The sequence below is a fragment of the Sphingobacterium litopenaei genome (assembly GCF_014692495.1).
In the GTDB taxonomy this organism is placed as follows: Bacteria; Bacteroidota; Bacteroidia; order Sphingobacteriales; family Sphingobacteriaceae; genus Sphingobacterium; species Sphingobacterium litopenaei.
Genome location: NZ_JACOIJ010000001.1, coordinates 52,902 through 75,120, shown reverse-complemented (window position 1 = coordinate 75,120; position 22,219 = coordinate 52,902). Strand labels below are relative to the sequence as shown.

The window sequence follows — 22,219 nt, the reverse complement described above, 5'->3', positions numbered from 1 at the left end:
GTACTTTAGCATCCATAATTAGAAATAAATGAAGCAACTATACATTCTGACATTAGCATTTATATTATTCACTTGGTCCAATACTTTTGCTCAAGTTCAAGGTCCTATCAATCTTTCGGATCCCGATGAATTTAGCTACTTACAACCAAAAGAGTATGTCATTGCCGGAGTGACCGTAAAAGGAGCTCAATACCTGGATACGGATGTTTTGATTACAATTTCCAAATTGTCTGTAGGACAATATATCGAAGTACCCAGTGAATCTACTTCCAATGTGATCAAAGATTTGATGGCTCAAAACTTATTTGAAGATGTGCAGCTTTGGGCGACACGTATCGATGGAGAAAATATATTTTTCGAAATTCGTGTACAAGAAAGACCTCGTTTGACACGCATTGACATCAATGGTCTTAGCAAATCACAAACCGAAGAAATCAACAAAAGATTAAATGCAAATGCAGGTCGTATTGTAAATGACAACTTGCTTCAATCTACAAAAAATACCATTACCAAATTCTTACGCGAAAAATCATTCTTGTATCCGGATATTAAAATCCAGACATTGAAAGATTCTGCTCAATCGAATAACGAAATTGTTGTTGTAGATGTAGATAAAAACAAAAAAATCAAAGTTAATAGTGTTCACTTCTCAGGAAATGAAACATTCAGCAACAGTGAACTTACTAAATACCTTAAAGGTGTAAGACCTCGTAAATGGTACAGAATCTTTGGCCCTGGCAAATTCAAAGATGATAAATACAAAGAAGCAAAAGAAAAATTAGTCGCTAAACTGCAAGATAAGGGTTACCGTGATGCACAGATTATACGTGATTCGGTATACCGTTTTGATAATAATGAAGTTGCTATCGATATTGAAGTGTACGAAGGTCCTCGTTATTATGTAGGTAACATTGATTGGACGGGTAATACGAAATTTACAGACTCTGTTTTGAATATCATCTTAGGTATAGAAAAAGGAAATATCTATTCTGAAGAGAAATTGACAAGTAAATTGATGGGGCCTACACGTAATAGTGACGATATCAGTGCTATTTACCAAAATGATGGTTATTTAACATTCAATGTTAATCCAATTATCAAAAGAATATATAACGATACTATTGACCTTGAAATTCAAATTTCAGAAGGTAAACAATACACGATTAACAATGTCATCGTAAAAGGTAACGACGTAACAAACGACCGTGTAGTGTTGCGTTCTATTTATACAAAACCTGGTCAAAAGTATTCTAGAGAATTGATCATGCGTAGTATTCGTGAGATTTCTCAATTGGGTATGTTTGACGAACAAAAAATCACTCCAGATATCCCTTCTTCTACGATGAACCACGATGAAGGTACTACTGATGTGGTATTCAACGTAGTGGAAAAACCTTCGGATCAAGTAGAACTATCGGGCGGTTACGGTGCTGGACAGATTATCGGTACATTAGGTTTGACATTTAACAACTTCTCTACAAGTAATTTCTTTAAAAAAGAAGCTTGGAAGCCACTTCCTCGTGGAGATGGACAAAAGTTGAGTATTCGTGGACAAACATCAGGTAAACGTTACCAATCCTATAGTTTCTCATTCTCAGAACCTTGGTTAGGTGGTAAAAAACCAATTTACTTTGGTTTGAGTGCGTATACTTCGAACTCTTCTTATGGTGGTTTCAACTACTATACGGGAGAGCAAATGGTTGCGGATAGAGAATTACAACGTATTTGGATGTCGGGTGTGACTGCTTCATTGGGAAAACGTCTACAATGGCCAGACAACTATTTCCAAATTAATAGTTCATTGTCTTTCCAACGTTATAAATTACAGAACTACGGAAACTACTTCTTGTTCTCTGACGGTACTGCTTATAACATCAACTTTACACAAGAGATAAGCCGTAACTCTATAGATGCGCCTATCTACCCTACTTCGGGTTCGAATATTCGATTCTCTGTATCATTGACGCCTCCATATTCATCATGGAATGATATCAATTACAAAACCGATCCAGATCCTGTGCGTTACAAATGGACAGAATACCACAAATGGAAATTTGATTCACAATGGTATACAAAGATTGCTGGTAAGTTGATCTTAAAATCTCAAGCTCAATTCGGATATTTAGGTAATTATACTAACAGAACAGAAACATCAACATTCGAACGTTTCAAATTAGGTGGTGACGGTATGCAAGGTTTTGACTTCTTACAAGGTTCTGAAATCATTGCAATGAGAGGCTATGCAAATGGTACAATTATTCCTGCATCTACAGGTAATGGTTACCAAAATATTGCGATCAACTCAGGTAGTCCTATTTACGCGAAATATCAATTAGAATTGCGTCACCCGATTTTATTAAATGATCAAGCAACAGTATTTGCATTAGCATTTGCTGAAGCAGGTAATACTTGGAATAAATTCTCCGAAGTGAACCCATTCAAAATGCGTCGTTCGGCAGGTGTTGGTGCACGTATCTTCTTACCTATCTTTGGTATGTTGGGTATTGACTATGGACACGCCTTTGACCCTATTCCTGGTATGCGTACAGACTCTTGGAAACAAAGCTTTACGTTCAGTATTATCCAAAATATGGGAGGTTTTTAATAGATTAAACTTTTTAGTATAATTGTTGTCTTATAGTAAAAAAGTAATTTGTAGTATATGAAAAAGATTTTTGCAATTTTAACATTCTTAACATTAAGCATCAGTGCTACGTTTGCGCAACGCATGGCTTATGTTGATTCTGAATATATCCTGAGACATGTACCTGAGTATACTTCAGCCCAAAAACAAATAGACGACTTAACTAAAAAGTGGCAAGACGAAATTGATAATCAATATGCAGAAATCGAAAAATTGTATAAAGCTTATCAAAATGATCACGCACTATTAAGTGAAGACATGCGTAGACGTAGAGAAGATGAAATCGTAAATAAAGAAAAACAAGTAAAAGATTTGCAACGTCAAAAATTCAGCTACGGTGGTGAGTTAGAAAAAGAAAGAGCTAGATTATTCCAGCCGGTACAGGATAAAGTATCAAAAGCTGTACAAGATTATGCTAAAGCTCAAGGTTTTGATTTTATCGTAGATAAGGGAAGTCAATTAACATTCCTATACGTTAACCCTGCTTTAGATAAGAGCAATGATGTCATCACTAAATTAGGTTACAAACCTAATCCTTCATTGCTACAAGGAAATTAATAGTCGAATAAAACTGATTTATTAACATATAAAATATAGTATAGAAAAATTACTTTTGTAATTATTGAGATTAAAATGAAAAGAATGAAAAATTTATTAAAAGGAGCAGTATTATTAGTAGGTATGTTTGCAGCTACTTCTGTTGCAAATGCACAACAAAAAATTGGACATATCAACGCTGACGAAATATTTCAACAAACTGCAGAGTTTAAAACTGCAACAGCTACACTTAAAACTTTAAGTGAAACAAAGCAAAAGGAAATCGAAGGCATGATCACGGAGCTTCAAAAGAAAGAAAAAGAAGCTAACGATTTGATGTTGAACCAAAGCGAAGCTAATAAAGCGGAAACACAAACTAAATTGCAAACAATTGGTCAAGAATACCAACAAATGCAACAACGTGTGCAAGAGGTTCAAAAAGTAGCACAAGAGGAAGTTGCTAAAAAACAACAAGAATTAATGGCTCCTATTCAAACAAAAGTAATGAATGCGATTACTTCAGTAGCTAAAGAAAAAGGTTATGCTTATATCTTTGATATTGGTTCTGGTGCTGCTGTTTACTATGCTGGTGGCGAAGATGTATCAGCTGACGTAAAAACTAAATTGGGTATTAAATAAGAATAACGATTTATATGTAGAAAAAGGTGACTTTGTAGAAAGTCACCTTTTTTTGTTTATTTATTTTTAATTCTTCTAAATATTATATTATGCATGCATAATATTAATTAGATTATTATATTTGTTTATAAACCTGAATAAACATTATGATAAGCCAACTACTATTTGCTATCGTATTTATTGCTGCTGTCTTGTTTTTTTATAAAAACGCAAGCAAGATCTATCGTAATATTCGATTGGGGAAATCGGTAAATAGATTTGACAATCCTTCTGAGCGACTGAAGACTATGCTTCACGTTGCTTTAGGACAAAAGAAAATGTTCAAAAGACCTATACCTGCAATTTTACACTTATTTGTGTATGTAGGATTTTGCATCATCAACATTGAAATGTTAGAAATCTTAATCGATGGTCTTGTGGGCACGCATCGTGTATTATCTTTCCTAGGCGGCTTTTATGACTTTTTGATCGCTTCATTTGAAGTACTTGCATTTACAGTATTCGTATCCTGTGTGGTATTTTTAATTCGCAGAAATGTATTAAAATTAAAACGTCTAAATCAGCCCGAATTAAATAATTGGCCAAAATCAGATGCCAATTACATTCTGATCACAGAAATCCTATTGATGACAGCTTTCTTATTAATGAATGCTGCTGATTACAAATTACAACAACTAGGTACCGATCACTATAGCACTGCGGGCTCCTTTCCTATCAGCCAATATATAGTAGGAATTTTGCCAGAAACAGTTAGCAGCTTGGTTTTTATAGAGCGTTTTGCTTGGTGGTTCCATATCATAGGTGTTATGGCATTTTTGAACTATTTACCTATTTCAAAGCATTTGCACATTATTCTAGCTTTTCCAAATACCTACTTTTCAAATTTGGAACCAAAGGGCAAATTCAATAATATGGAGAGCGTTACTGCTGAAGTAAAAGCCATGCTGGATCCTTCATTACCTCCTCCATCTGGAGAAGTAAGCCGTTTTGGAGTGAAGGATGTTCACGATTTGACTTGGAAAAATTTGTTGGATGCTTACACCTGTACAGAATGTGGTCGTTGTACCGCATCTTGTCCCGCAAATATCACTGGAAAGTTATTATCTCCACGTAAGATCATGATGGACACTAGAGATCGTATTGAAGAAGTGGGCAAGAATATAGATAAAAATAAATCTTTTGTAGATGATGGTAAATCCTTATTGGATTCCTACATCAGTAGAGAAGAAATTTGGGCATGTACAAGCTGTAATGCTTGTGTAGAACAATGTCCTGTGAACATAAATCCATTGGAAATTATTATGGGTTTACGTCAATACGCCATTATGGAAGAATCACAAGCTCCTTCCAGCATCAATAATATGTTGGGAAATCTAGAAAACAATGGCGCGCCTTGGAAATATGCACAGGCAGATCGCGCTAATTGGGTACAAAATTAAACTGCAAATTCTATGGAAAATCGTATACATATCCCTACTGTAGCTGAATTGTTAGCGCAAGGAGAAGCGCCAGATTTATTATTTTGGGTGGGCTGTGCTGGTTCATTCGATGAGCGAGCTCAACGCATCACGCGTGACATCTGTAAAATATTACAGCACGTAGGTATTAAGTTTGCTATACTGGGCACAGAAGAAAGTTGTACTGGAGATCCTGCCAAACGAGCAGGTAACGAATTTGTCTTTCAAATGCAAGCCATGATGAATATTCAGGTATTGGATGGCTATGAGATAAAAAAGATAGTTACAGCTTGTCCGCATTGTTTTAATACTATCAAGAATGAATACCCTGCTTTAGGGGGGCATTATGAAGTCATACATCATACGCAATTAATCCAGTCCTTAATTGATGAAGGTAAATTAAAACCTAATGATAGCAATGAATTCAAAGGAAAAAGAATCACATATCATGATCCTTGTTATTTAGGTCGTGCAAATGAAGTGTATGAAGCTCCTCGAAAAGTGCTGGAAACATTGGACGCAGATTTAGTGGAATTAAAAAGATGCCGAAACAATGGTCTTTGCTGTGGCGCAGGTGGTGCTCAAATGTTCAAAGAGCCTGAACCAGGTAAAAAAGATATCAACGTCGAACGTGTGGAAGACGTCATTGAAAGTAAAGCAAATATCGTGGCAGCGGCTTGTCCATTTTGTATGACTATGCTTCGTGATGGAGTAAAAGTCAAGGAGAAAGAACAGGAAATACAGGTATTGGACATCGCCGAAATCACTGTTAGAGCAAATAGGTTGTAATAAATGAGAAGAGGAAAGTTTACACTTTCCTCTTTCTTTTTTGTACCTAGGAGCAGATTCGAACTGCCACGCCCTTGCGAGCGCCACCCCCTCAAGATGGTGCGTCTACCAATTTCGCCACCTAGGTGTTTATAGGCACAAAAATATATCTTTTTTCAATACTTGCAAGAGTTAATCGGATAATATTTTTGCATAATTCTTTTGAATCAATTGCTGAATAATACCATCCACCAAACCCACACGTGGAGCCACAACATTCTTTAAATGTCCCGCCTTCATAATCGTTAAGAATATTTCAGCAGCTGGAATAATTACATCGGCACGATCAGAACGGAGTCCTAAATCATGGATACGATCTTTTAGTGAAAACGAATTTAAATGATCATATATCGCCTTTAATTTGGCATAGCTAAACGGCTTGTCTTCCCCTTTGTTGGCTATTCGCGAAAGTTTATTGATGTTTCCTCCAGTACCGATTCCGTAGATTTCCTTATACCCTTTCGTTATCTCTTTGACCCAAATTCGCAACTCTTGCCAAGTCTCGGGTGTATCTTGATTATCCAAAACACGAATAGTACCTAAATTAAATGAACGAGAACCTTTTAATTCACCATTGGCAAATAAAGAGACCTCTGTACTACCTCCGCCTACATCGATATACAGATAGACTTTATTCTTATCCATTATCCCACTCAAATAAGCGCTATAAATGATTTTAGCTTCTACACCTCCATCGATTATACGGATATCAATTCCCACTTCTTTACAAGCAGCTACGACTTGAGAACCGTTTTCGGAATCACGCATGGCAGATGTCGCGCAAGCGATATAATCACTTACCTTATATACATCCAACAAATCTTTGAATGCACGCATGGTCTTGACCATATCTTCAAATTTGGGTGGAGATATCTTCTTCTCTACAAAAGCATCATCCCCCAAACGTAGAGGAACTCGCAAAAGGGTGTTCTTTGTATAATAAACTCGGCTATCTTTCCTTAAGATATCTGCAATAAGTAAACGTACTGCATTGGAACCGATGTCAATTGCTGCAAATCTCAATAGTTTGATTTATAAGTTATAAGAATATGTGTGTACAATCCAAAGCAACGAATTAGTTGCGAACAAATGGTTAATAAACCGTTAAGTTTAAATTTAAGAACTTATTAAGATATTTAAGATAATATTATTGTAAAAAATAAAAGCAGCGAATGTTGTTCGCTGCTTTCACATATAGTATCTTTTTGAAAAGATTTAGCGTATGCTATCTTATTTATTTCCGAAACCTAAAATTTTGAAAACTACTTTGAAGGCTACAAAAGAAGCAATCACGATTGCAATGTTAGCTAGAGTAGAAAATAAAAATGTATATTGATTCAACGCGGTCACTTCATCTGGCACGAATCTTACAAACACACCAAATAAACCAATGATTATAGCAATAGTCAATGTCACATAGTAATGCGTTTGATTAGCATTGTTATCAGTTTTTTTCGGTTGTCTTTGTGCTGCTGTATTTTCCATAATAATATGCTCTTTTTTAACTATTGCAAATGTACAAAGTATATCTACATTTCAAAAATATTTTGTCCATTAAAAACATGGAATATTGCTCTTTATCCCTGAATAATTTAGTAATATTGCGATGAATTATTCATATGAGAAAATTTTTAATCACATCTGTACTTTTGTTGATTTCGATTGTCAGCCAAGGACAATCGACTTACCAGCATATTGACAATTTTATTATTAAAGAAAATCTCACTTCGAATGGAAAAGTAGCTATCATCGCTGTGGATTCTTCGGAGGTAGCACAAGATTATATTCATGGGACTTTCAAATTCACTATTAACGGTTTTGAACAGTCATTAGCTTTCAATAATGGTGTTGCCGTTCCTTCGCACCCAATTGAAAGTTCTACATTTGCACTATTTAAACACAAAAACCAGGAGAAAACAACAAGTAAACTTTATTTCCTGTATAAAAAGGAAAACAAGATCACACCTGTTAAAATCAATGGTCTGTTGCTGTTGATTATACCCGCAATAATTTTGTTGATTGCTTATACAGCAAAACGTTTATTTAGTACGTTTATCATATTAGCGGTTGTTTATGGATATTTTTCATTTAGCAAAGGACTTTCCATTTCACAAATATTGGAAAGCGCCTTTCATGTATTGAAAAATTTGTTTTAAAAAGGTAATCCTACCCCAAAGTTGTATTGAAATAAGCCATAGCGATCTGGTTTATGAGATTCGTAATAGCGATCTTTAAAGTCGGATGAAGTGAACAAATGTCTAATGACCCATTGGTCCTTACCGACAAATTGCGGATCTTTTATTTTCAATCCTGTATCCAAACGAATCGTGAAATAATCCAGATCAAAACGTAACCCAAAGCCTGTTCCTACGGCAACTTGAGAAAAGAATTTATTGAACTTGAAAACCCCACCTTCATTCAACTGATTTTCACGCAACAACCACACATTCCCCATATCCAAGAATGTAGCCCCATTGAGCTTCGCTCCGAAAAATCTATTCAGAATTCGGAATCGATACTCTAAGTTCGTTTCCAATTTCATCTCTCCCAACTGATCCAGATTTCTCAAATTTACTCTAAGTTCTTCTCGAATAGAACTACGATTGTAGTTACCTGGCCCTAATGTACGAGCTTGCCAAGCGCGAATACCATTCATACCTCCTGCATAAAAACTTTTTTCGAAAATCAATAAACTAGAATTATTGCCATAAGGGACAATTGCTCCACCATTAAACCTAAAGATAAACTGTTGGTTTCCGCCTAAATGTTTATACAATCTATAATCGATTTCCCCTTTAATATACTGTAAGTACGTCACGCCAAAAAGTGTTTTTGTGCCGTCTGCATTTTTTTGGAAGTTGAAAATATTACTTAACAGTCCCAACGAGTTTCCGCTCAAATCTATAGCTCCTCTAAAAAACTGAAAGTTATCAAGTGATTGCAATTTCTTCGCGTTATAGGTTAACGCATATTGTGCGCCTAAACCAAAGTACTGCCTGTCATTGGAAGCTATATATAGTTGATACCCCTCTTCTTCCAATTGGCGTCTGAAGCTTTCATCAAAACGTCCATCCCTGTATTCAACTACAATTGGGGTATAACTGTGTTGAAGATTGGGTGTCTGCCACCAGGAATAATTCAGGGTATTAATAAAATACGTATTGGAATAGGTACGGTCTTGGTTGAAAATTTGCACATTAGAGGAAAAAGTCGTGCGTGGTAATCCATACTTTCCTTCCACATTCCATCCGAAAGGAAGAATAAGTCGCGGAATAATCAAATTGACCCCAGCTTGAAAATCATTATTAAATATCTTATCAGACAAACTTCCAGTTAGACGAGGATCAAAAAGCACACCGTATTTAAGTTTCAATTCGAGCAATTCAGAACCACCAAAAATATTACGGTGGGAAAATGTATTACCAATATTGAAACCACTCATACCTGAGCTAAAAGTATATTCGCCTTCGATTTGGTTAGACATCAACGAACGAGGAGTTAATTCATAATTGACATTCAGTAAACTATCATTTTCCTTTTCGTAATTGATTTTTACACTTCGGAACCCATTCATTTCATACAATCTGTCGTAGGACAAATTTTCATTCTCTAAACTATATCTATCTCCTTTTCGTAGAAACATATAGCGAGAAATAGGCCGTAATTTGTACTTAGCATTCTGATCTATAAATTCTATTCCTTTCGATGTATCCGTTATGACAGATAGATTCGCCGCATTATTACCGCTATAATGATTTATTTTTAGCGAAACATCGTTAATGTCATAGGCTTGAAGCCTTTCCGAATCCGGCAAATTAACTTGAATCTCAATATCCGCTGTTTGAACCTTTCTATTCGTGTCCACCGCAATACGCATATATTGACGTAGATAATCATAATATCCCTCATTGCGCATCGCATCATACATGGACTCTCGCAATTCAGCGAAAACTTTCACATCATAAGGTTGGCCAGATCTCAACTTCGAATCTTCCACTACGTTTTGTTGATATACTTCTTCTACGAACGAGGTATCAAACTTTGTTTTGACATTTCCAATATGAAACAAGGAATCCGCATAGGCTTCAAAATTAATTCGCGATCTTTTGTTATTGATGAATATTTGTGGATTTACCTTGGCTCTGAAATAACCCTTCGTTTGTAAAAAACGCTGTATCTGCAAAGCGGATAGTTCAACCAAAGAGCTATCCAGCACCCTCGGAGCTTCACCCACAGAACGAATTTTTTCGGTCTTATATTTACCATTTTTGGTATTGAAAATATTATAAATGGTAAGATTTAATGCAGAATTGGGGCGTATCTCGTTGGAAATATATTGATAAGCTTGTTCTTTTAGATTTGATGGAAAGCCTTCTAAATGAACTTTTGTAACTAGAGCTTGATCTTCTTCCAGATATTTTGCCGAGCGGCAAGATTCAAAAATTAGAAGTAAAAATGTTATACTTGCAATAAAAAATAATCTACTCTTTATATTCATTAATCCAATGTTATCAAAAGCTCAAATAAGTTTAATCACATCCTTACAAAACAAAAAGTTCAGATTACAACATCAAATTTTTGTCGTAGAGGGAATTAAATCTGTATTAGAGTTTGTCAATTCTTCATACAAGGTACAAAAAATATATGCTACCCCACAAGCCCAGACAAAGTTGGAGAAAATACCGCATAATATAAAATTAGAAGAGGTAACAGAAGGAGAATTTCAAAAAATATCGAGCTTAAAAAATCCACAAGGTGCTTTAGCATTAGTAGAATTACCGCAAAACAATAAGTTAGACATCGCCCAACTACGAGGCAAGCACCACATCGTCTTAGATGATGTACAAGATCCAGGTAACTTGGGAACAATTATTCGTACCGCTGAATGGTTTGGAATCAAAAATATTATTTGTTCTATTGGAACAGTAGATGCTTTTAATCCTAAAGTAGTACAGGCTACTATGGGGTCTTTATCTCGCGTACAGATTTATTATGTGGATTTGGAAAAATTTATTGAAGAGACTACCTTACCAACCTTTGGTGCCTTGCTTAAGGGACAATCCATTTACGAAACTGCTTTTGGTTCAGAAGGACTAATAATAATGGGAAATGAGGGCAATGGTATTCGTCCTAGCTTGATTCCGAAAATCGACAAAACAGTAACGATTCCGCGTATCGGCGAAGCTGAATCTTTAAATGTAGCCGTAGCTACCACTATATTTTGCTCTGAATTGAGTAGACAAAAATTAAAATAGCATTCCTCACTCTTTCTATGGATTCCGAACAAAACCGATCAATCTATACACTCCCTTTCTTTTTATTGTGCGCAAGTACTTTGCTTTTTTCAGCAAGTTTTAATATGATTATTCCCGAATTACCAAACTACCTATCTTCCTTAGGTGGTGCGGAACATAAAGGATTAATTATTTCCTTATTCACGTTGACTGCAGGAATATCTCGACCTTTTAGCGGAAAATTAACCGATCAATGGGGACGTGTACCTGTTATGGCAATAGGCTCCATTGTGTGTGTGATCTGTGGTTTCCTCTACCCTATTTTGAGCAGTTTATCGGGATTTTTTCTTCTGAGATTGGTTCATGGTTTCTCTACAGGTTTCAAACCTACGGCTACTTCCGCTTATATAGCAGATATTATTCCTTCGAACCGATGGGGAGAAGCTTTGGGGATGCACGGGTTGTGCTATAGTATTGGTAGTGCTGTAGGACCTGCCTTAGGAGGCTTTGTAGCGCAAACGTATGGAATCAATACAATGTTTTACTTCTCCTCGCTATTTGCTTTTCTTTCTATCATTATTGTTTTCAATATGAAAGAAACTCTGAAAACCAAACGACCGTTCCATACTTCCATGCTAAGCATCTCCAAAAAAGATATTCTGGAAGTTCGGGTATTGCCAGCTGCTATTGTGATGCTTTTATGCTACAGTGCTTCTGGGGTAATCCTGACGTTGATACCAGATTGGAGCGAAAACCTTGGTGTACTCAATAAAGGATTATTTTTCACAGTATATACTGTTGCTTCTGTAGCTATCCGATTGTTATCACGAAAGGCAGCGGATCAATATGGGCGCATCATTATGATGCGAATTGGTATTGTTATAATGGCTCTTTCCTTGTTTGTATTGGGTTTTGGTAAAAGCGTTAATTACCTTATTCTTGGCGCAAGTATTTTTGGAATCGGAAGTGGTATTTTGTCGCCTGCACTGAATGCTTGGACAATTGATTTGTCAGAACCATCGCATAGAGGTAGAGCGATGGCTACAATGTACATAGCTTTGGAAGCAGGCATCGGATTTGGCGCATTATTTGCAGGTTATATTTACCAAGATATAATGAATAGAGTGCCGCAAATCTTCTACGCGAATGCCATTGTAGTATTTATAGCTTTACTGTATATTTATTATTGGGAAAAAACTAAAAAATCACAGCACTATTAACCCATATAAATTATGGATTCACCATCTTCTAAAAAACCGTATTCCATCAATTTGGCTTCGAGCCTCTTTGCTTTGGTATTAATATTGGCACTCATGTATGTGTCACAAAGCTTATTGATTCCTATCTTATTTGCCACGCTTATTTCCATTTCGCTGTTTCCTTTAGCTCGACTTTTCGAGAAATTAAGGTTAGGAAAAGCATTCGCAGCAATCTTAGCTGTTACGGTTGCCATAGCTATTATTTCTGGAATTATTTGGTTTATTGTACACCAAAGTATCATTATCGGTAAAGATGCTTCTTCTATAACCGGGAAGGTACTATCGGTATTAGAACAAGGACAAACTTGGTTACAAGAGAAATTTGGAATAGAAAGAAATCAAGTTATGGACAAATTGCGTGAACAAGGCAACAAGTCCATGGAAAACGTAGGAGGATTAATCACATCGACATTTGGTTCTCTTGGTAATACACTAGCGAATGCCATCTTGGTACCTTTGTACTGTTTCTTTATGCTGTACTATCGTGATTTCTTCCGCGAATTTTTCTTTAAAGCGTTTAAATCTACACAGCAACGTAAAGTCAACGAAGTTTTGAACAAAATATACGAAGTTGTTCAAAGTTATTTGGTTGGTTTAATCACCGTAATGGGGATTGTAGCAGTCTTAAACACCGCTGGTTTGATGCTTATGGGAATTGAGTATGCTTGGTTCTTCGGCTCTCTTGCTTCTCTATTAATGCTACTACCTTATATAGGTATTGCGATTGGCTCCATCTTACCTGCATTATTTGCTTTGGCGGTGAAAGATAGTGCTTGGTACGCTGTAGGTGTAATAGCTTGGTTTCAGGTCGTACAATTTCTAGAGGGAAATATCATTACGCCAAATATTGTGGGCAGCAAAGTCAGTATCAATCCTTTGATGGCAATTGTCGGTATTTTAATTGGTGGCATGTTATTTGGTTTGGCAGGTTTAATTATAGCCTTACCTTTTATAGCGACACTGAAAGTTCTTTTTGATGCAATTCCTTCAATGGAAGCTTTCGGTTTCTTAATTGGTGAACCTGAAAAAGAACATTTGAAACGCAACTCGACTCAAGAACTCTTAATGAAATGGGGTATTGTACGCATGCCGAAAAATAAAAAGAAAATTGAGGTCGATGTCCAAATAGAAACGCCTGATGGTGAAAAGCCTGAAGCTACTATGACTTATAAAGAAATCAATGAAAGTGAAGTCAATCCCTATGAGGATTTGAAACAAGATGACGAGAATAAACAAGAGAAGGAATAGCGGATGCTATTCCTTCTCTGCTTTTAAAACCGAATAAATTCCTTCAAATCATACTGCTTACGTATAGGATTAAATTCCCGAATCATTACGCCATCACAAATAAAAGAATTCGTATATTAAGTAAAAGTTCTTTTAGCTACTTCCAATTGTTCTTCATTTAATCTTCTCCCAATGGATAAATGGGGAGTTGTGCAGGTATAAGCTTCTGGGATGATTTCTTTTACTTTGGTTCCTACAGCTTTTAATAATTCTTGCAAATAAAGACTAGAGTCTTCATCTGGCCTAATGTAGAAAGCTCCTCCTTTGAAAGCGTCAAAAGAATCTAAAATAATAAATCGTATAGTCCAGGTCGCCACTAACTTCGATACTTCCTTTTTTACTTTATAAAGCTGTATTTCATCAGCCCAAAACTCACAAATCGTAAAATGCGCCAATGCATTGACACTGCTATACCAACCTATTAGAGATTTTAAACCTTGTTTGATTTTCTTAATTTCATCCAACAACTCAGCAGGATGAACTACTATAGAATACTTTTTCATTTTTGATATATTTATTTTTTAATTTCACCTATTCTTAGTTCCAAACTTATACCCTAACTTGCGCATACTGGATACATCGATGCTATACACACCAAATTCTTCCAGCACTTGACCGTGTATTTCATAAAAACCAGCGCCTAAAAAAGGATATTGTTTATACACTGGTGGAAAATGAACGGTATCCAGCCAATCGCCTTCTGCATCCAAGAAAGTTCCGAAACACATTCGTTCCCTTTTTATCGTCCAAGTTTCTTTTAACGTCACAAACCGTCCAACGATTTTTACCTGTTGTCCTAAATATTGTGGTAAATCTTTGGCTTTTATAACGCCTTGCAAATATTTTTCTTCCAGCAGTTCAAAAAAATCGCCCACTACAAATCCCAATAAATCCAATTCGTCCTTCAAATCTTCCAAACGATCTTCTTCGAAAGTTGGTAACGAAAAATGTGGTTCATCTGTAGAAAATAAACTGACTGGAATTTCCTTTTCTACACGCTTACTTTTGAAATTTGCTTCCCAAAGCAATGTTTTCTTATCCAAACCTGTAAACCGCAACGCGCCTATTCGAATCAATAAGTTTAACTGTTCGGAAGAAGGGTGCAAACGTTGGAAAACATCATGTAAGTCGCGATACGGACCATGTTGTTTTCGTTCCGCAATAATTTGATGTGCAAAACGTTCTTCCAAACCTTGCAAATGAATAAAACCCACATAGACTTTATTGCCTTGAATATGCGTTAGATAATCGCTGTTATTGAGGCAAGGCAACTGAATATCGCCACCATTGCGACGCAACTCATGAAAGTAAAATTCCGTACGATAGAAACCGCCAAAATTGTTGATTACTGCAACATAGAATTCCTGCGGATAATAGGTTTTGAGAAAAAGACTTTGGTAGCTTTCTACCGCAAACGAAGCCGAGTGCCCTTTCGCAAAAGAATACCCACCAAAACTTTCCATCTGACGCCACACTTCTGATGTGACAGATTCTTCGTAACCAAATGCACGACAGTTTGCAAAGAACTTTTGTCGTAGAATTTCAAACTTATTTTCCGAACGATATTTTCCACTCATCGCCCGACGCAAGATATCCGCTTCATCCAATGAAATACCTCCAAAATGATGCGCTACCTTGATTACATCTTCTTGATACACCATTACACCATAAGTTTCTTCAAGCAATTCTTTCATTTTAGGATGCAGATAAACAACTTTATCCTTATCAAGATAACGCTCAATATATTGCTTCATCATACCAGATTGCGCCACACCTGGACGAATGATCGAACTCGCTGCTACCAAAGTCAAGTAATCCGAACATTTCAATTTTCCCAAAAGCTGACGCATAGCTGGGCTTTCTATATAAAAACAGCCAATAGTGTCTGCTTCACGTATCTTTTTTGCCAATTTAGGATCATTAAAAAAGCCTTCGACCTGATGAATATCAATGTGCTTTCCTCGATTCTTGGCAATCAATTCCAACGCATCTTTGATATGTCCCAATCCACGCTGGCTCAGAATATCAAATTTATATAGCCCTATCCTATCGGCTTCAAACATATCCATATGTGCTGTCACAAAACCTTTTGGAGGTAATTCGGTCACCGCATATTGATTTAAAGGTTTTTCACTTATAAGCACCCCTCCTGCATGTACCGAAATATTTGTCGGAAAATTGATCAGCAACTCGCCATATTTCTTTATCCAGCGTTGAAATTTATCTTCTGCATTCCATTCCCTAGCACTTACCAACCGATCAATTTCTTCTTTGGGAAGACCAAAAACTTTTCCCAATTCCCGAATAATAGCTCGTCGCTGAAGGGTATTATACATGCCCAATAACGACACATACTGTCGACCATAGCGCATAAACATATATTCAAAAATGGCATCACGATCCTGCCAACTGAAATCAATATCAAAATCGGGTGGCGAAGTACGATTAGGATTCAAAAAACGTTCGAAATATAAATCCAGTTTAATCGGGTCTACATCCGTAATTCGCAAACAATACGCTACGACAGAATTTGCCCCGCTCCCTCGTCCCACATGATAAAATCCACGCTCATTCGCATAGCGTAAAATATCCCAAACTATCAGAAAGTAAGCATTAAATCCCAAATCAGCAATCATTTTCAGCTCTTTCTCTACTCGTTCTAGTGCGACTTTGTTTCGTAGCCCATAACGTACTTTACATCCCTCCATTGCTAATTTGCGCAGCAAGGCTGAATCATCTTCCGCAGAAGTGGTGAAATATTTCCGATTCTTATCCGTATGAAATTCCATTTCGATGGAACAAGTATTAATGACTACCATCGTCTTGGAAATAACGGATGGAAAACGTGCAAAAGCCCTCACCAACTCTTGTTCTTCCAACAGAATTTCTCCATCGCCTGCATAATCAGATTTACTCAATTTGGACAGCAAAGTATTCTTTGCTATTGCACGCAGAATCCGATGTACATCATAATGCGTTTTGTCCTGATACGTCACTGGATGCAAAATCACAAATTTGTCCAATCCCAAATGCAACTGCCAAGTCAGATTATTTAGATGCGGAATATCCAAGCCAATCAGTTCATTCGGACCAAAGTGCTGTTGTAAAATATGTTCTTCATAACGATAAATCACCCACACGTCGTGCACAGTAAAACTTGGCTTAGCAGGAAAAGGAATTTGCTTTTGTTTATGGTAAGACAAGAAAGTATGTATCGCCAAAAGCCCTGCATTATTCTTGGCTAACAGCACATAACAAAAGTTATCTTCATTGCGCACTTCAGTGCCAATAATTGGTTTAATACCTTCCTTTTGGCATTTATCCACAAAATCCCAGCAATCCGCCGTCGAATTAATATTCGTCAGCGCCAAAGATTTAATACCTAAATCTTTAGCGTGCGCTATCAATTTCTTAGGCTCATACGTGCCATAATGAAAACTAAACCAAGTCTTGCAATTCAAAAACATAGTACAAAACTAGGTATTCAAAACCTTGTTTTGCTAACATTTTTAGTAAAATATTTCAACATTATTTTCACAACCACTATATTTCTTTTAGTAAATTGCAGGTATGTTGCCCTACATAGACATTCATAACCATCGACTTCAAGAAGCTCCAAACAGCTTTCAATTGCTGAATTGTATCAGTGGTAAAGAGAATTTTCCAGAGATACCTTGTTCGGTGGGAATACATCCTTGGTATGTGCTTGAAGATGTCAATGCGCAGTATGAAACGCTAAAATTGCAGGCTTCTAAAGAAAATGCTTTGGCCATTGGCGAATGCGGATTGGACAAGCTCACAGAAACCAATTGGCAATTACAAATCGAAATTTTTGAAAAGCAAATTCAATTGGCAAATGAATTGCAAAAGCCATTGATTATCCACAGTGTAAAAGCTTATCAGGAAGTGTTTGCGACGCTTAGAGAACAAAAAGTTACGGTTCCCGTTATTTTTCATGGATTTAATAAAAAAGCGGAATTAGGAAATTCTATACTGCTGCAAGGCTATTACATTAGCTTTGGCACTTCTATCCTCCAAGGAAATCAGGATGATTTTATTCAATCCGTAGATTTAGAAAAAATTTTCTTCGAAACGGATGATAAATCTACCAATGTAGTAGATATTTATTCTTATTTTTGCAGCGTTCGAAAAATCAGAATGTCTGCATTGCAAGAACAAATCATTCAAAATTTTAAGAAAATATTTAGATACACAATAGTAGAATGAAAGATTTATCTTGGTTATCAAGAACAGAAGCTTTAATCGGCCGTGAGGCTTTAGAAAAATTAGCAAATTCGCATGTATTGGTGTTAGGATTGGGTGGTGTAGGATCATTTGCTGCAGAATTCATCGCACGAGCAGGTGTAGGAAAAATGACTATTATCGATGGCGATACCGTAGATCCATCAAACCGCAACAGACAACTTCCTGCTTTGGCAACTAATCACGGCGTAGCAAAAGCGCAAATTATGAAGCAACGTCTGTTGGATATCAATCCAGAATTGGATTTGACAGTATATGAAGAATTTGTAATTCCTGACCGTGTGGAAGCCTTGATTGCTGAAAAACCAGATTATATTGTAGAAGCTATTGATAGTATCACACCAAAATTATTCTTGATTCGTCAAGCTTATGCGGCAAATATTCCTTTCGTGAGCTCAATGGGGGCTGGTGGTAAAGTAGATCCTACAAAAATCAGAATTGCCGACATCAGCGATACGTACAACTGCAAATTAGCACAACATATTCGCAAAAAACTACGTAAACACGATATTCGTAAAGGTGTAAAAGTCGCTTTCTCTACAGAATTACCTGACAAAGCCTCTTTATTGTACACAGATGGAAGTAACTACAAAAAATCTGCTTATGGTACAATGTCGTATTTGCCTGCTGCTTTTGGTGGTGCAATTGCTTCGGTTGCCATTCGAGATTTAATTGATATGAAAACAGTATAACAAATAAGAGCGAGACAAAATCTCGCTCTTATTATTTTAGATTATAAACTCAAAATATATTAGCTTATGCAGCAGTAGCTGCTGCCATTCTTTTATAAGAATTATACAGTAAAAAAGCGGACAAGAAATATATAAATTCCAAATTTTCTGTAGAAGCAAAGTTTACGGTAAACTCATTTTTCTCTATAAAAATTTCTCTTCCCAGCTCATCTGTCAACTTCCATTTAGTACCCCAGAAATTTTTAGGTCCCCAATAATATTTTTTACCGTTTAAATCTATTTTTGCCTTAGAAGACCATATAGAATATATAACTTCTCCTATTAAATTATTATTATCATCCCTAATCTCTGTACGAGATGAGAAATTTCCCTTATTTAAGAAAGTATAGTTTTTGTCCAATAAATATCCTTTCGCATGTATTCCCCAGAAACCCGATTTCTCTACTTTTCCGATTACATGATTATCTCTTAACAATTCAATGTGGTTGTTCCAGAAATTTCGCTTTAGCATGTACAGCATTGTCCTATCCTCCTAATATAATGTTAATTACTTCTTTTTTACTTATCATAAATTTACCAAAAAGACTGCTGAAACCGTAAATCTTAACCGAGTCAAAACAGCCATTCACCGAGTAACGTACCGAGTTCACCTAATTCACATTATCAAAAGATAAATCATCGTCTACATTTGAAACATAATCAGAAAGATAATTGTTAGAAACATATAAATTTTAATATTATGGCATACAAAGAAACTTTTAATATTTCGGGTGAAAACTTACTTAAGAAAGTAAAAGACCTTTTCAAAGAAGCTAACGTCACTAAAATCACTATAGCCGACAAAAACGAAAAAGAAATTATCAGCTTTCCAGTTTCTATAGGTATTGTAGGTGTATTTTTAGCTCCAATTTTTGCTGCTGTTGGTGCGATTGCAGCTATCGTTGCTGAATGTAAAATCATTGTTGAGCGTAAAGACGATGAGCCTAAAGCTGAAGAAACTGTAGCTCAAGAAGAAAATCCTTTAGTTTAATTTTCGCCCAGCATGATGATACTTATAGCCGTTTTATTTCCGTGGTTATCTTTCTTTTTGAGAGGAAGAATCTTAATAGGAATACTATGCGTAATCCTTCAGTGTACATTAATTGGATGGTTGCCAGCAGCCATTTGGGCAGTTGCAGCTTATCTTGACGCGAGAAATAAAAAGAGATTACAAAGATATTATCAGCAAGCACACTTTGTTTAGTTTACATGTTTAATTATTCTATTAAAAGCCCTATCAAAATTTTGATAGGGCTTTTGTTGTTTTACTTTAATGAGTATTTTAGTATAATGGCAGTTAAAAAACTCGAATCTGCAGTTGTATTCGGAAGCTCCAACAATCAAGGAAATACTTACAATATTGCTCACTCAATTGCTGATAAACTAAAAATTAAACTCTATAATTTAGCAGTCTATAACATATCAAATTTCGATTATACGCATCAAAATAAAAGCGATGATTTCTTTCCATTAATTACGGAACTGATTGAAAATTATGGTACTATTATTTTTGTCACACCAGTCTAGTGGTATGCGATGAGTGCTATGATGAAAACTTTTTTCGATAGAATATCTGATCTTTTAACAATTGAGACGGTATTGGGAAGAAAGTTGAGAGGTAAGAGTGTAATTTTTGTTACTTCATCCATAGTCAATCACTTGGACGATGACTTTTGGATTCCTATAAAAGCCACGTGTAATTATTTAGGCATGAACTTCTCCTTGGGAATGCACTGCATAGAAAATAATATTTCAGCAGATCAACTAAATAAAATTGCGGAGAATATATAAAAATAAAGCCTTCCAAATTTGGAAGGCTTTACATGTTATTTCGAAATAATTTCTTGCATTTCGTTCATTATTTTCTGCGCTATTGCTTCGGCAGCTTCAGGTGTTGGACCTTCTGAATAAATACGAATAATAGGTTCTGTATTTGACTTACGTAAGTGAACCCATTCGTTTTCGAAGTCAATTTTTAAGCCATCTATAGTTGTATGATTTTCGTGTGCATATTTCTTTTGCATCGCATCCAACAAACCATCAATATCCAAATCAGGAGTCAATGTGATTTTGTTTTTAGACATATAATACTGCGGCAATTCAGCACGGTATTCGGACATTTTCTTACCCAATTTTGCTAAGTGCGATAATAAGATAGCCACGCCAACCAAAGCATCACGACCATAGTGCGAAGCCGGATAGATAACACCTCCATTACCTTCACCACCAATAACGGCATCAACTTCTTTCATCTTAGTAACGACATTAACCTCGCCTACTGCGGCTGCAAAATACTCGCCACCATGTTTCAACGTTACATCACGCAATGCACGAGTTGATGAAAGGTTAGAAACTGTATTACCTTTTTGTTTTGAAAGAATATAATCCGCTACCGCAACTAACGTGTATTCCTCACCGAACAACTCACCATCTTCCATCATAAACACTAAACGGTCTACATCGGGGTCAACAGCAATACCCAAATCCGCACCATTTTCCAATACAGCAGCAGATAAATCCGTCAAGTGCTCTTTTAATGGCTCAGGATTGTGCGGAAATTTACCGTTTGGTTCGCAGTGAATTTTGTAAATGGTTTGAACGCCCAATGCTTCCAATAATGCTGGGATAAAAATACCACCTGTACTATTTACCGCATCTACCGCAACTTTAAAGTTTGCATTTTTTATAGCTTCTACATCTACATATTCTAATGCTATTACGGCATCAATATGTTTTTGTAAATATGATTCATCGTTTATTACCTGACCTAAATCTTGTACTTCTGCAAAATCAAAATCCAGGCTTTCTCCTAACGCCAAAACTTCTTTCCCTTCAATATCAGAGATAAACTCACCTTTTTCATTTAACAATTTTAAGGCATTCCATTGACCAGGATTGTGTGAAGCTGTTAAAATAATACCACCAGCCGCTTTTTCCAAAGGAACAGCAATCTCTACGGTAGGAGTTGTAGACAATCCCAAGTTGATAACTTCAGCACCGATACTTTGCAAAGTACCTACTACTAAATTACTTACCATCTCTCCCGATTCACGCGCATCGCGACCTACTACAATTTTTTTATTACCTGATTTGCCTATAAGAATTTTTCCGAAAGCAGCTGTAAACTTAACGATATCTATAGGTGTAAGACCTTCTGAAGCTCGTCCCCCAATAGTACCACGTATTCCAGAAATGGATTTTATTAAAGTCATATTTTTCTTTCAAGTTTATGAGCTGTAAAAATAAGACAATCTAAAAAAAAGACAAGTTATTATTCCAAAATAATCTCAAAAAGACTACCTTTGTTGCAACTTTGTGTATTTTGCAGATTAATACTATT

22 protein-coding genes and 1 tRNA gene are annotated in these 22,219 nt (G+C 36.1%); 15 read left to right on the top strand and 8 right to left on the bottom strand.

Annotated elements, in window-relative coordinates; genetic code table 11:
* Nucleotides 1–28: 28 nt before the first annotated feature.
* The 5 genes from bamA (at nucleotide 29) to H8B04_RS00365 (ending at nucleotide 6,066) form a co-directional block, all read left to right on the top strand.
* On the top strand, nucleotides 29–2,605 hold the full coding sequence (gene bamA, locus H8B04_RS00385; RefSeq protein WP_165289883.1) for an outer membrane protein assembly factor BamA: 2,577 nt from the start codon (nucleotides 29–31) through the stop codon (nucleotides 2,603–2,605).
* Nucleotides 2,606–2,662: 57 nt separating this feature from the next.
* Nucleotides 2,663–3,202 (top strand): OmpH family outer membrane protein, encoded by a 540-nt coding sequence (locus tag H8B04_RS00380; protein WP_165289882.1) that lies wholly within the window; start codon nucleotides 2,663–2,665, stop codon nucleotides 3,200–3,202.
* A gap of 84 nt (nucleotides 3,203–3,286) precedes the next feature.
* Entirely contained in the window at nucleotides 3,287–3,820 is a 534-nt protein-coding gene (locus tag H8B04_RS00375; RefSeq protein ID WP_165289881.1) for an OmpH family outer membrane protein, read from the top strand.
* Nucleotides 3,821–3,966: 146 nt separating this feature from the next.
* Entirely contained in the window at nucleotides 3,967–5,259 is a 1,293-nt protein-coding gene (locus H8B04_RS00370; protein WP_165289880.1) for a 4Fe-4S dicluster domain-containing protein, read from the top strand.
* Nucleotides 5,260–5,271: 12 nt separating this feature from the next.
* A complete protein-coding gene (locus H8B04_RS00365; protein WP_165289879.1) occupies nucleotides 5,272–6,066 on the top strand; it encodes a (Fe-S)-binding protein in 795 nt (264 codons plus the stop codon).
* 43 nt (nucleotides 6,067–6,109) lie between these two features.
* Here the strand turns inward: H8B04_RS00365 and H8B04_RS00360 are convergent.
* The 3 genes from H8B04_RS00360 to H8B04_RS00350 all read right to left on the bottom strand — a co-directional run bounded on the left by H8B04_RS00360 (nucleotide 6,110) and on the right by H8B04_RS00350 (nucleotide 7,590).
* Nucleotides 6,110–6,193: transfer RNA gene (locus H8B04_RS00360), tRNA-Leu, on the bottom strand.
* 44 nt (nucleotides 6,194–6,237) lie between these two features.
* Entirely contained in the window at nucleotides 6,238–7,128 is an 891-nt protein-coding gene (locus tag H8B04_RS00355) for a Ppx/GppA phosphatase family protein (protein ID WP_165289878.1), read from the bottom strand.
* A gap of 207 nt (nucleotides 7,129–7,335) precedes the next feature.
* Nucleotides 7,336–7,590, bottom strand: coding sequence for a hypothetical protein (locus H8B04_RS00350; protein ID WP_165289877.1), 255 nt, complete (start codon nucleotides 7,588–7,590; stop codon nucleotides 7,336–7,338).
* Between the two features lie 134 nt (nucleotides 7,591–7,724).
* Here H8B04_RS00350 and H8B04_RS00345 point away from each other — a divergent pair, with 134 nt between their 5' ends.
* Complete coding sequence (locus H8B04_RS00345; RefSeq protein WP_165289876.1) at nucleotides 7,725–8,261, top strand: hypothetical protein; 537 nt, start codon at nucleotides 7,725–7,727, stop codon at nucleotides 8,259–8,261.
* Here H8B04_RS00345 and tamL read toward each other — a convergent pair.
* Nucleotides 8,258–10,603 (bottom strand): translocation and assembly module lipoprotein TamL, encoded by a 2,346-nt coding sequence (tamL, locus tag H8B04_RS00340; RefSeq protein WP_190301102.1) that lies wholly within the window; start codon nucleotides 10,601–10,603, stop codon nucleotides 8,258–8,260. The two genes, H8B04_RS00345 and tamL, sit on opposite strands and share 4 nt — an antisense overlap.
* Nucleotides 10,604–10,610: 7 nt before the next feature.
* Between tamL and H8B04_RS00335 the strand changes: the two genes are divergently transcribed.
* Genes H8B04_RS00335 through H8B04_RS00325 form a run of 3 tightly spaced genes read left to right on the top strand, consistent with a single transcriptional unit; the run spans nucleotide 10,611 to nucleotide 13,846 of the window.
* Nucleotides 10,611–11,360, top strand: a complete 750-nt coding sequence (locus H8B04_RS00335) for a TrmH family RNA methyltransferase (protein ID WP_190301101.1) — start codon at nucleotides 10,611–10,613, stop codon at nucleotides 11,358–11,360.
* 17 nt (nucleotides 11,361–11,377) lie between these two features.
* A complete protein-coding gene (locus tag H8B04_RS00330; protein WP_190301100.1) occupies nucleotides 11,378–12,559 on the top strand; it encodes an MFS transporter in 1,182 nt (393 codons plus the stop codon).
* Between the two features lie 12 nt (nucleotides 12,560–12,571).
* Entirely contained in the window at nucleotides 12,572–13,846 is a 1,275-nt protein-coding gene (locus H8B04_RS00325; protein ID WP_190301099.1) for an AI-2E family transporter, read from the top strand.
* A gap of 116 nt (nucleotides 13,847–13,962) precedes the next feature.
* Here the strand turns inward: H8B04_RS00325 and H8B04_RS00320 are convergent, their stop codons facing one another.
* Nucleotides 13,963–14,388: a 2'-5' RNA ligase family protein gene (locus H8B04_RS00320; RefSeq protein WP_165289871.1), complete on the bottom strand. Its 426-nt coding sequence runs from the start codon at nucleotides 14,386–14,388 to the stop codon at nucleotides 13,963–13,965.
* Nucleotides 14,389–14,412: 24 nt separating this feature from the next.
* Nucleotides 14,413–17,352 carry a DNA polymerase III subunit alpha gene (locus tag H8B04_RS00315; protein ID WP_190301098.1) on the bottom strand — a complete coding sequence of 980 codons (2,940 nt, stop codon included), beginning with the start codon at nucleotides 17,350–17,352 and terminating at the stop codon, nucleotides 14,413–14,415.
* Between the two features lie 103 nt (nucleotides 17,353–17,455).
* Between H8B04_RS00315 and H8B04_RS00310 the strand changes: the two genes are divergently transcribed.
* Both H8B04_RS00310 and H8B04_RS00305 read left to right on the top strand, forming a co-directional pair.
* Nucleotides 17,456–18,112 (top strand): TatD family hydrolase, encoded by a 657-nt coding sequence (locus H8B04_RS00310; RefSeq protein ID WP_190301097.1) that lies wholly within the window; start codon nucleotides 17,456–17,458, stop codon nucleotides 18,110–18,112.
* Nucleotides 18,109–18,840 carry a tRNA threonylcarbamoyladenosine dehydratase gene (locus H8B04_RS00305; RefSeq protein WP_165289868.1) on the top strand — a complete coding sequence of 244 codons (732 nt, stop codon included), beginning with the start codon at nucleotides 18,109–18,111 and terminating at the stop codon, nucleotides 18,838–18,840. Before H8B04_RS00310 ends, H8B04_RS00305 begins: the two co-directional genes overlap by 4 nt.
* A gap of 64 nt (nucleotides 18,841–18,904) precedes the next feature.
* Here the strand turns inward: H8B04_RS00305 and H8B04_RS00300 are convergent, their stop codons facing one another.
* On the bottom strand, nucleotides 18,905–19,351 hold the full coding sequence (locus tag H8B04_RS00300; protein WP_165289867.1) for a hypothetical protein: 447 nt from the start codon (nucleotides 19,349–19,351) through the stop codon (nucleotides 18,905–18,907).
* A 228-nt stretch (nucleotides 19,352–19,579) separates the two neighbouring features.
* Between H8B04_RS00300 and H8B04_RS00295 the strand changes: the two genes are divergently transcribed.
* The 4 genes from H8B04_RS00295 to H8B04_RS00285 all read left to right on the top strand — a co-directional run bounded on the left by H8B04_RS00295 (nucleotide 19,580) and on the right by H8B04_RS00285 (nucleotide 20,670).
* Complete coding sequence (locus H8B04_RS00295; RefSeq protein ID WP_165289866.1) at nucleotides 19,580–19,870, top strand: DUF4342 domain-containing protein; 291 nt, start codon at nucleotides 19,580–19,582, stop codon at nucleotides 19,868–19,870.
* Nucleotides 19,871–19,882: 12 nt separating this feature from the next.
* Nucleotides 19,883–20,083: a YqaE/Pmp3 family membrane protein gene (locus H8B04_RS17385; protein ID WP_394354865.1), complete on the top strand. Its 201-nt coding sequence runs from the start codon at nucleotides 19,883–19,885 to the stop codon at nucleotides 20,081–20,083.
* A gap of 86 nt (nucleotides 20,084–20,169) precedes the next feature.
* On the top strand, nucleotides 20,170–20,406 hold the full coding sequence (locus H8B04_RS00290; protein ID WP_190301096.1) for a flavodoxin family protein: 237 nt from the start codon (nucleotides 20,170–20,172) through the stop codon (nucleotides 20,404–20,406).
* Nucleotides 20,407–20,424: 18 nt separating this feature from the next.
* Complete coding sequence (locus H8B04_RS00285; RefSeq protein ID WP_190301095.1) at nucleotides 20,425–20,670, top strand: NADPH-dependent FMN reductase family protein; 246 nt, start codon at nucleotides 20,425–20,427, stop codon at nucleotides 20,668–20,670.
* A gap of 35 nt (nucleotides 20,671–20,705) precedes the next feature.
* On the opposite strand, the gene glmM is transcribed toward H8B04_RS00285, so the two are convergent.
* Nucleotides 20,706–22,091: a phosphoglucosamine mutase gene (gene glmM / locus H8B04_RS00280; protein ID WP_190301094.1), complete on the bottom strand. Its 1,386-nt coding sequence runs from the start codon at nucleotides 22,089–22,091 to the stop codon at nucleotides 20,706–20,708.
* Nucleotides 22,092–22,219: the final 128 nt, after the last annotated feature.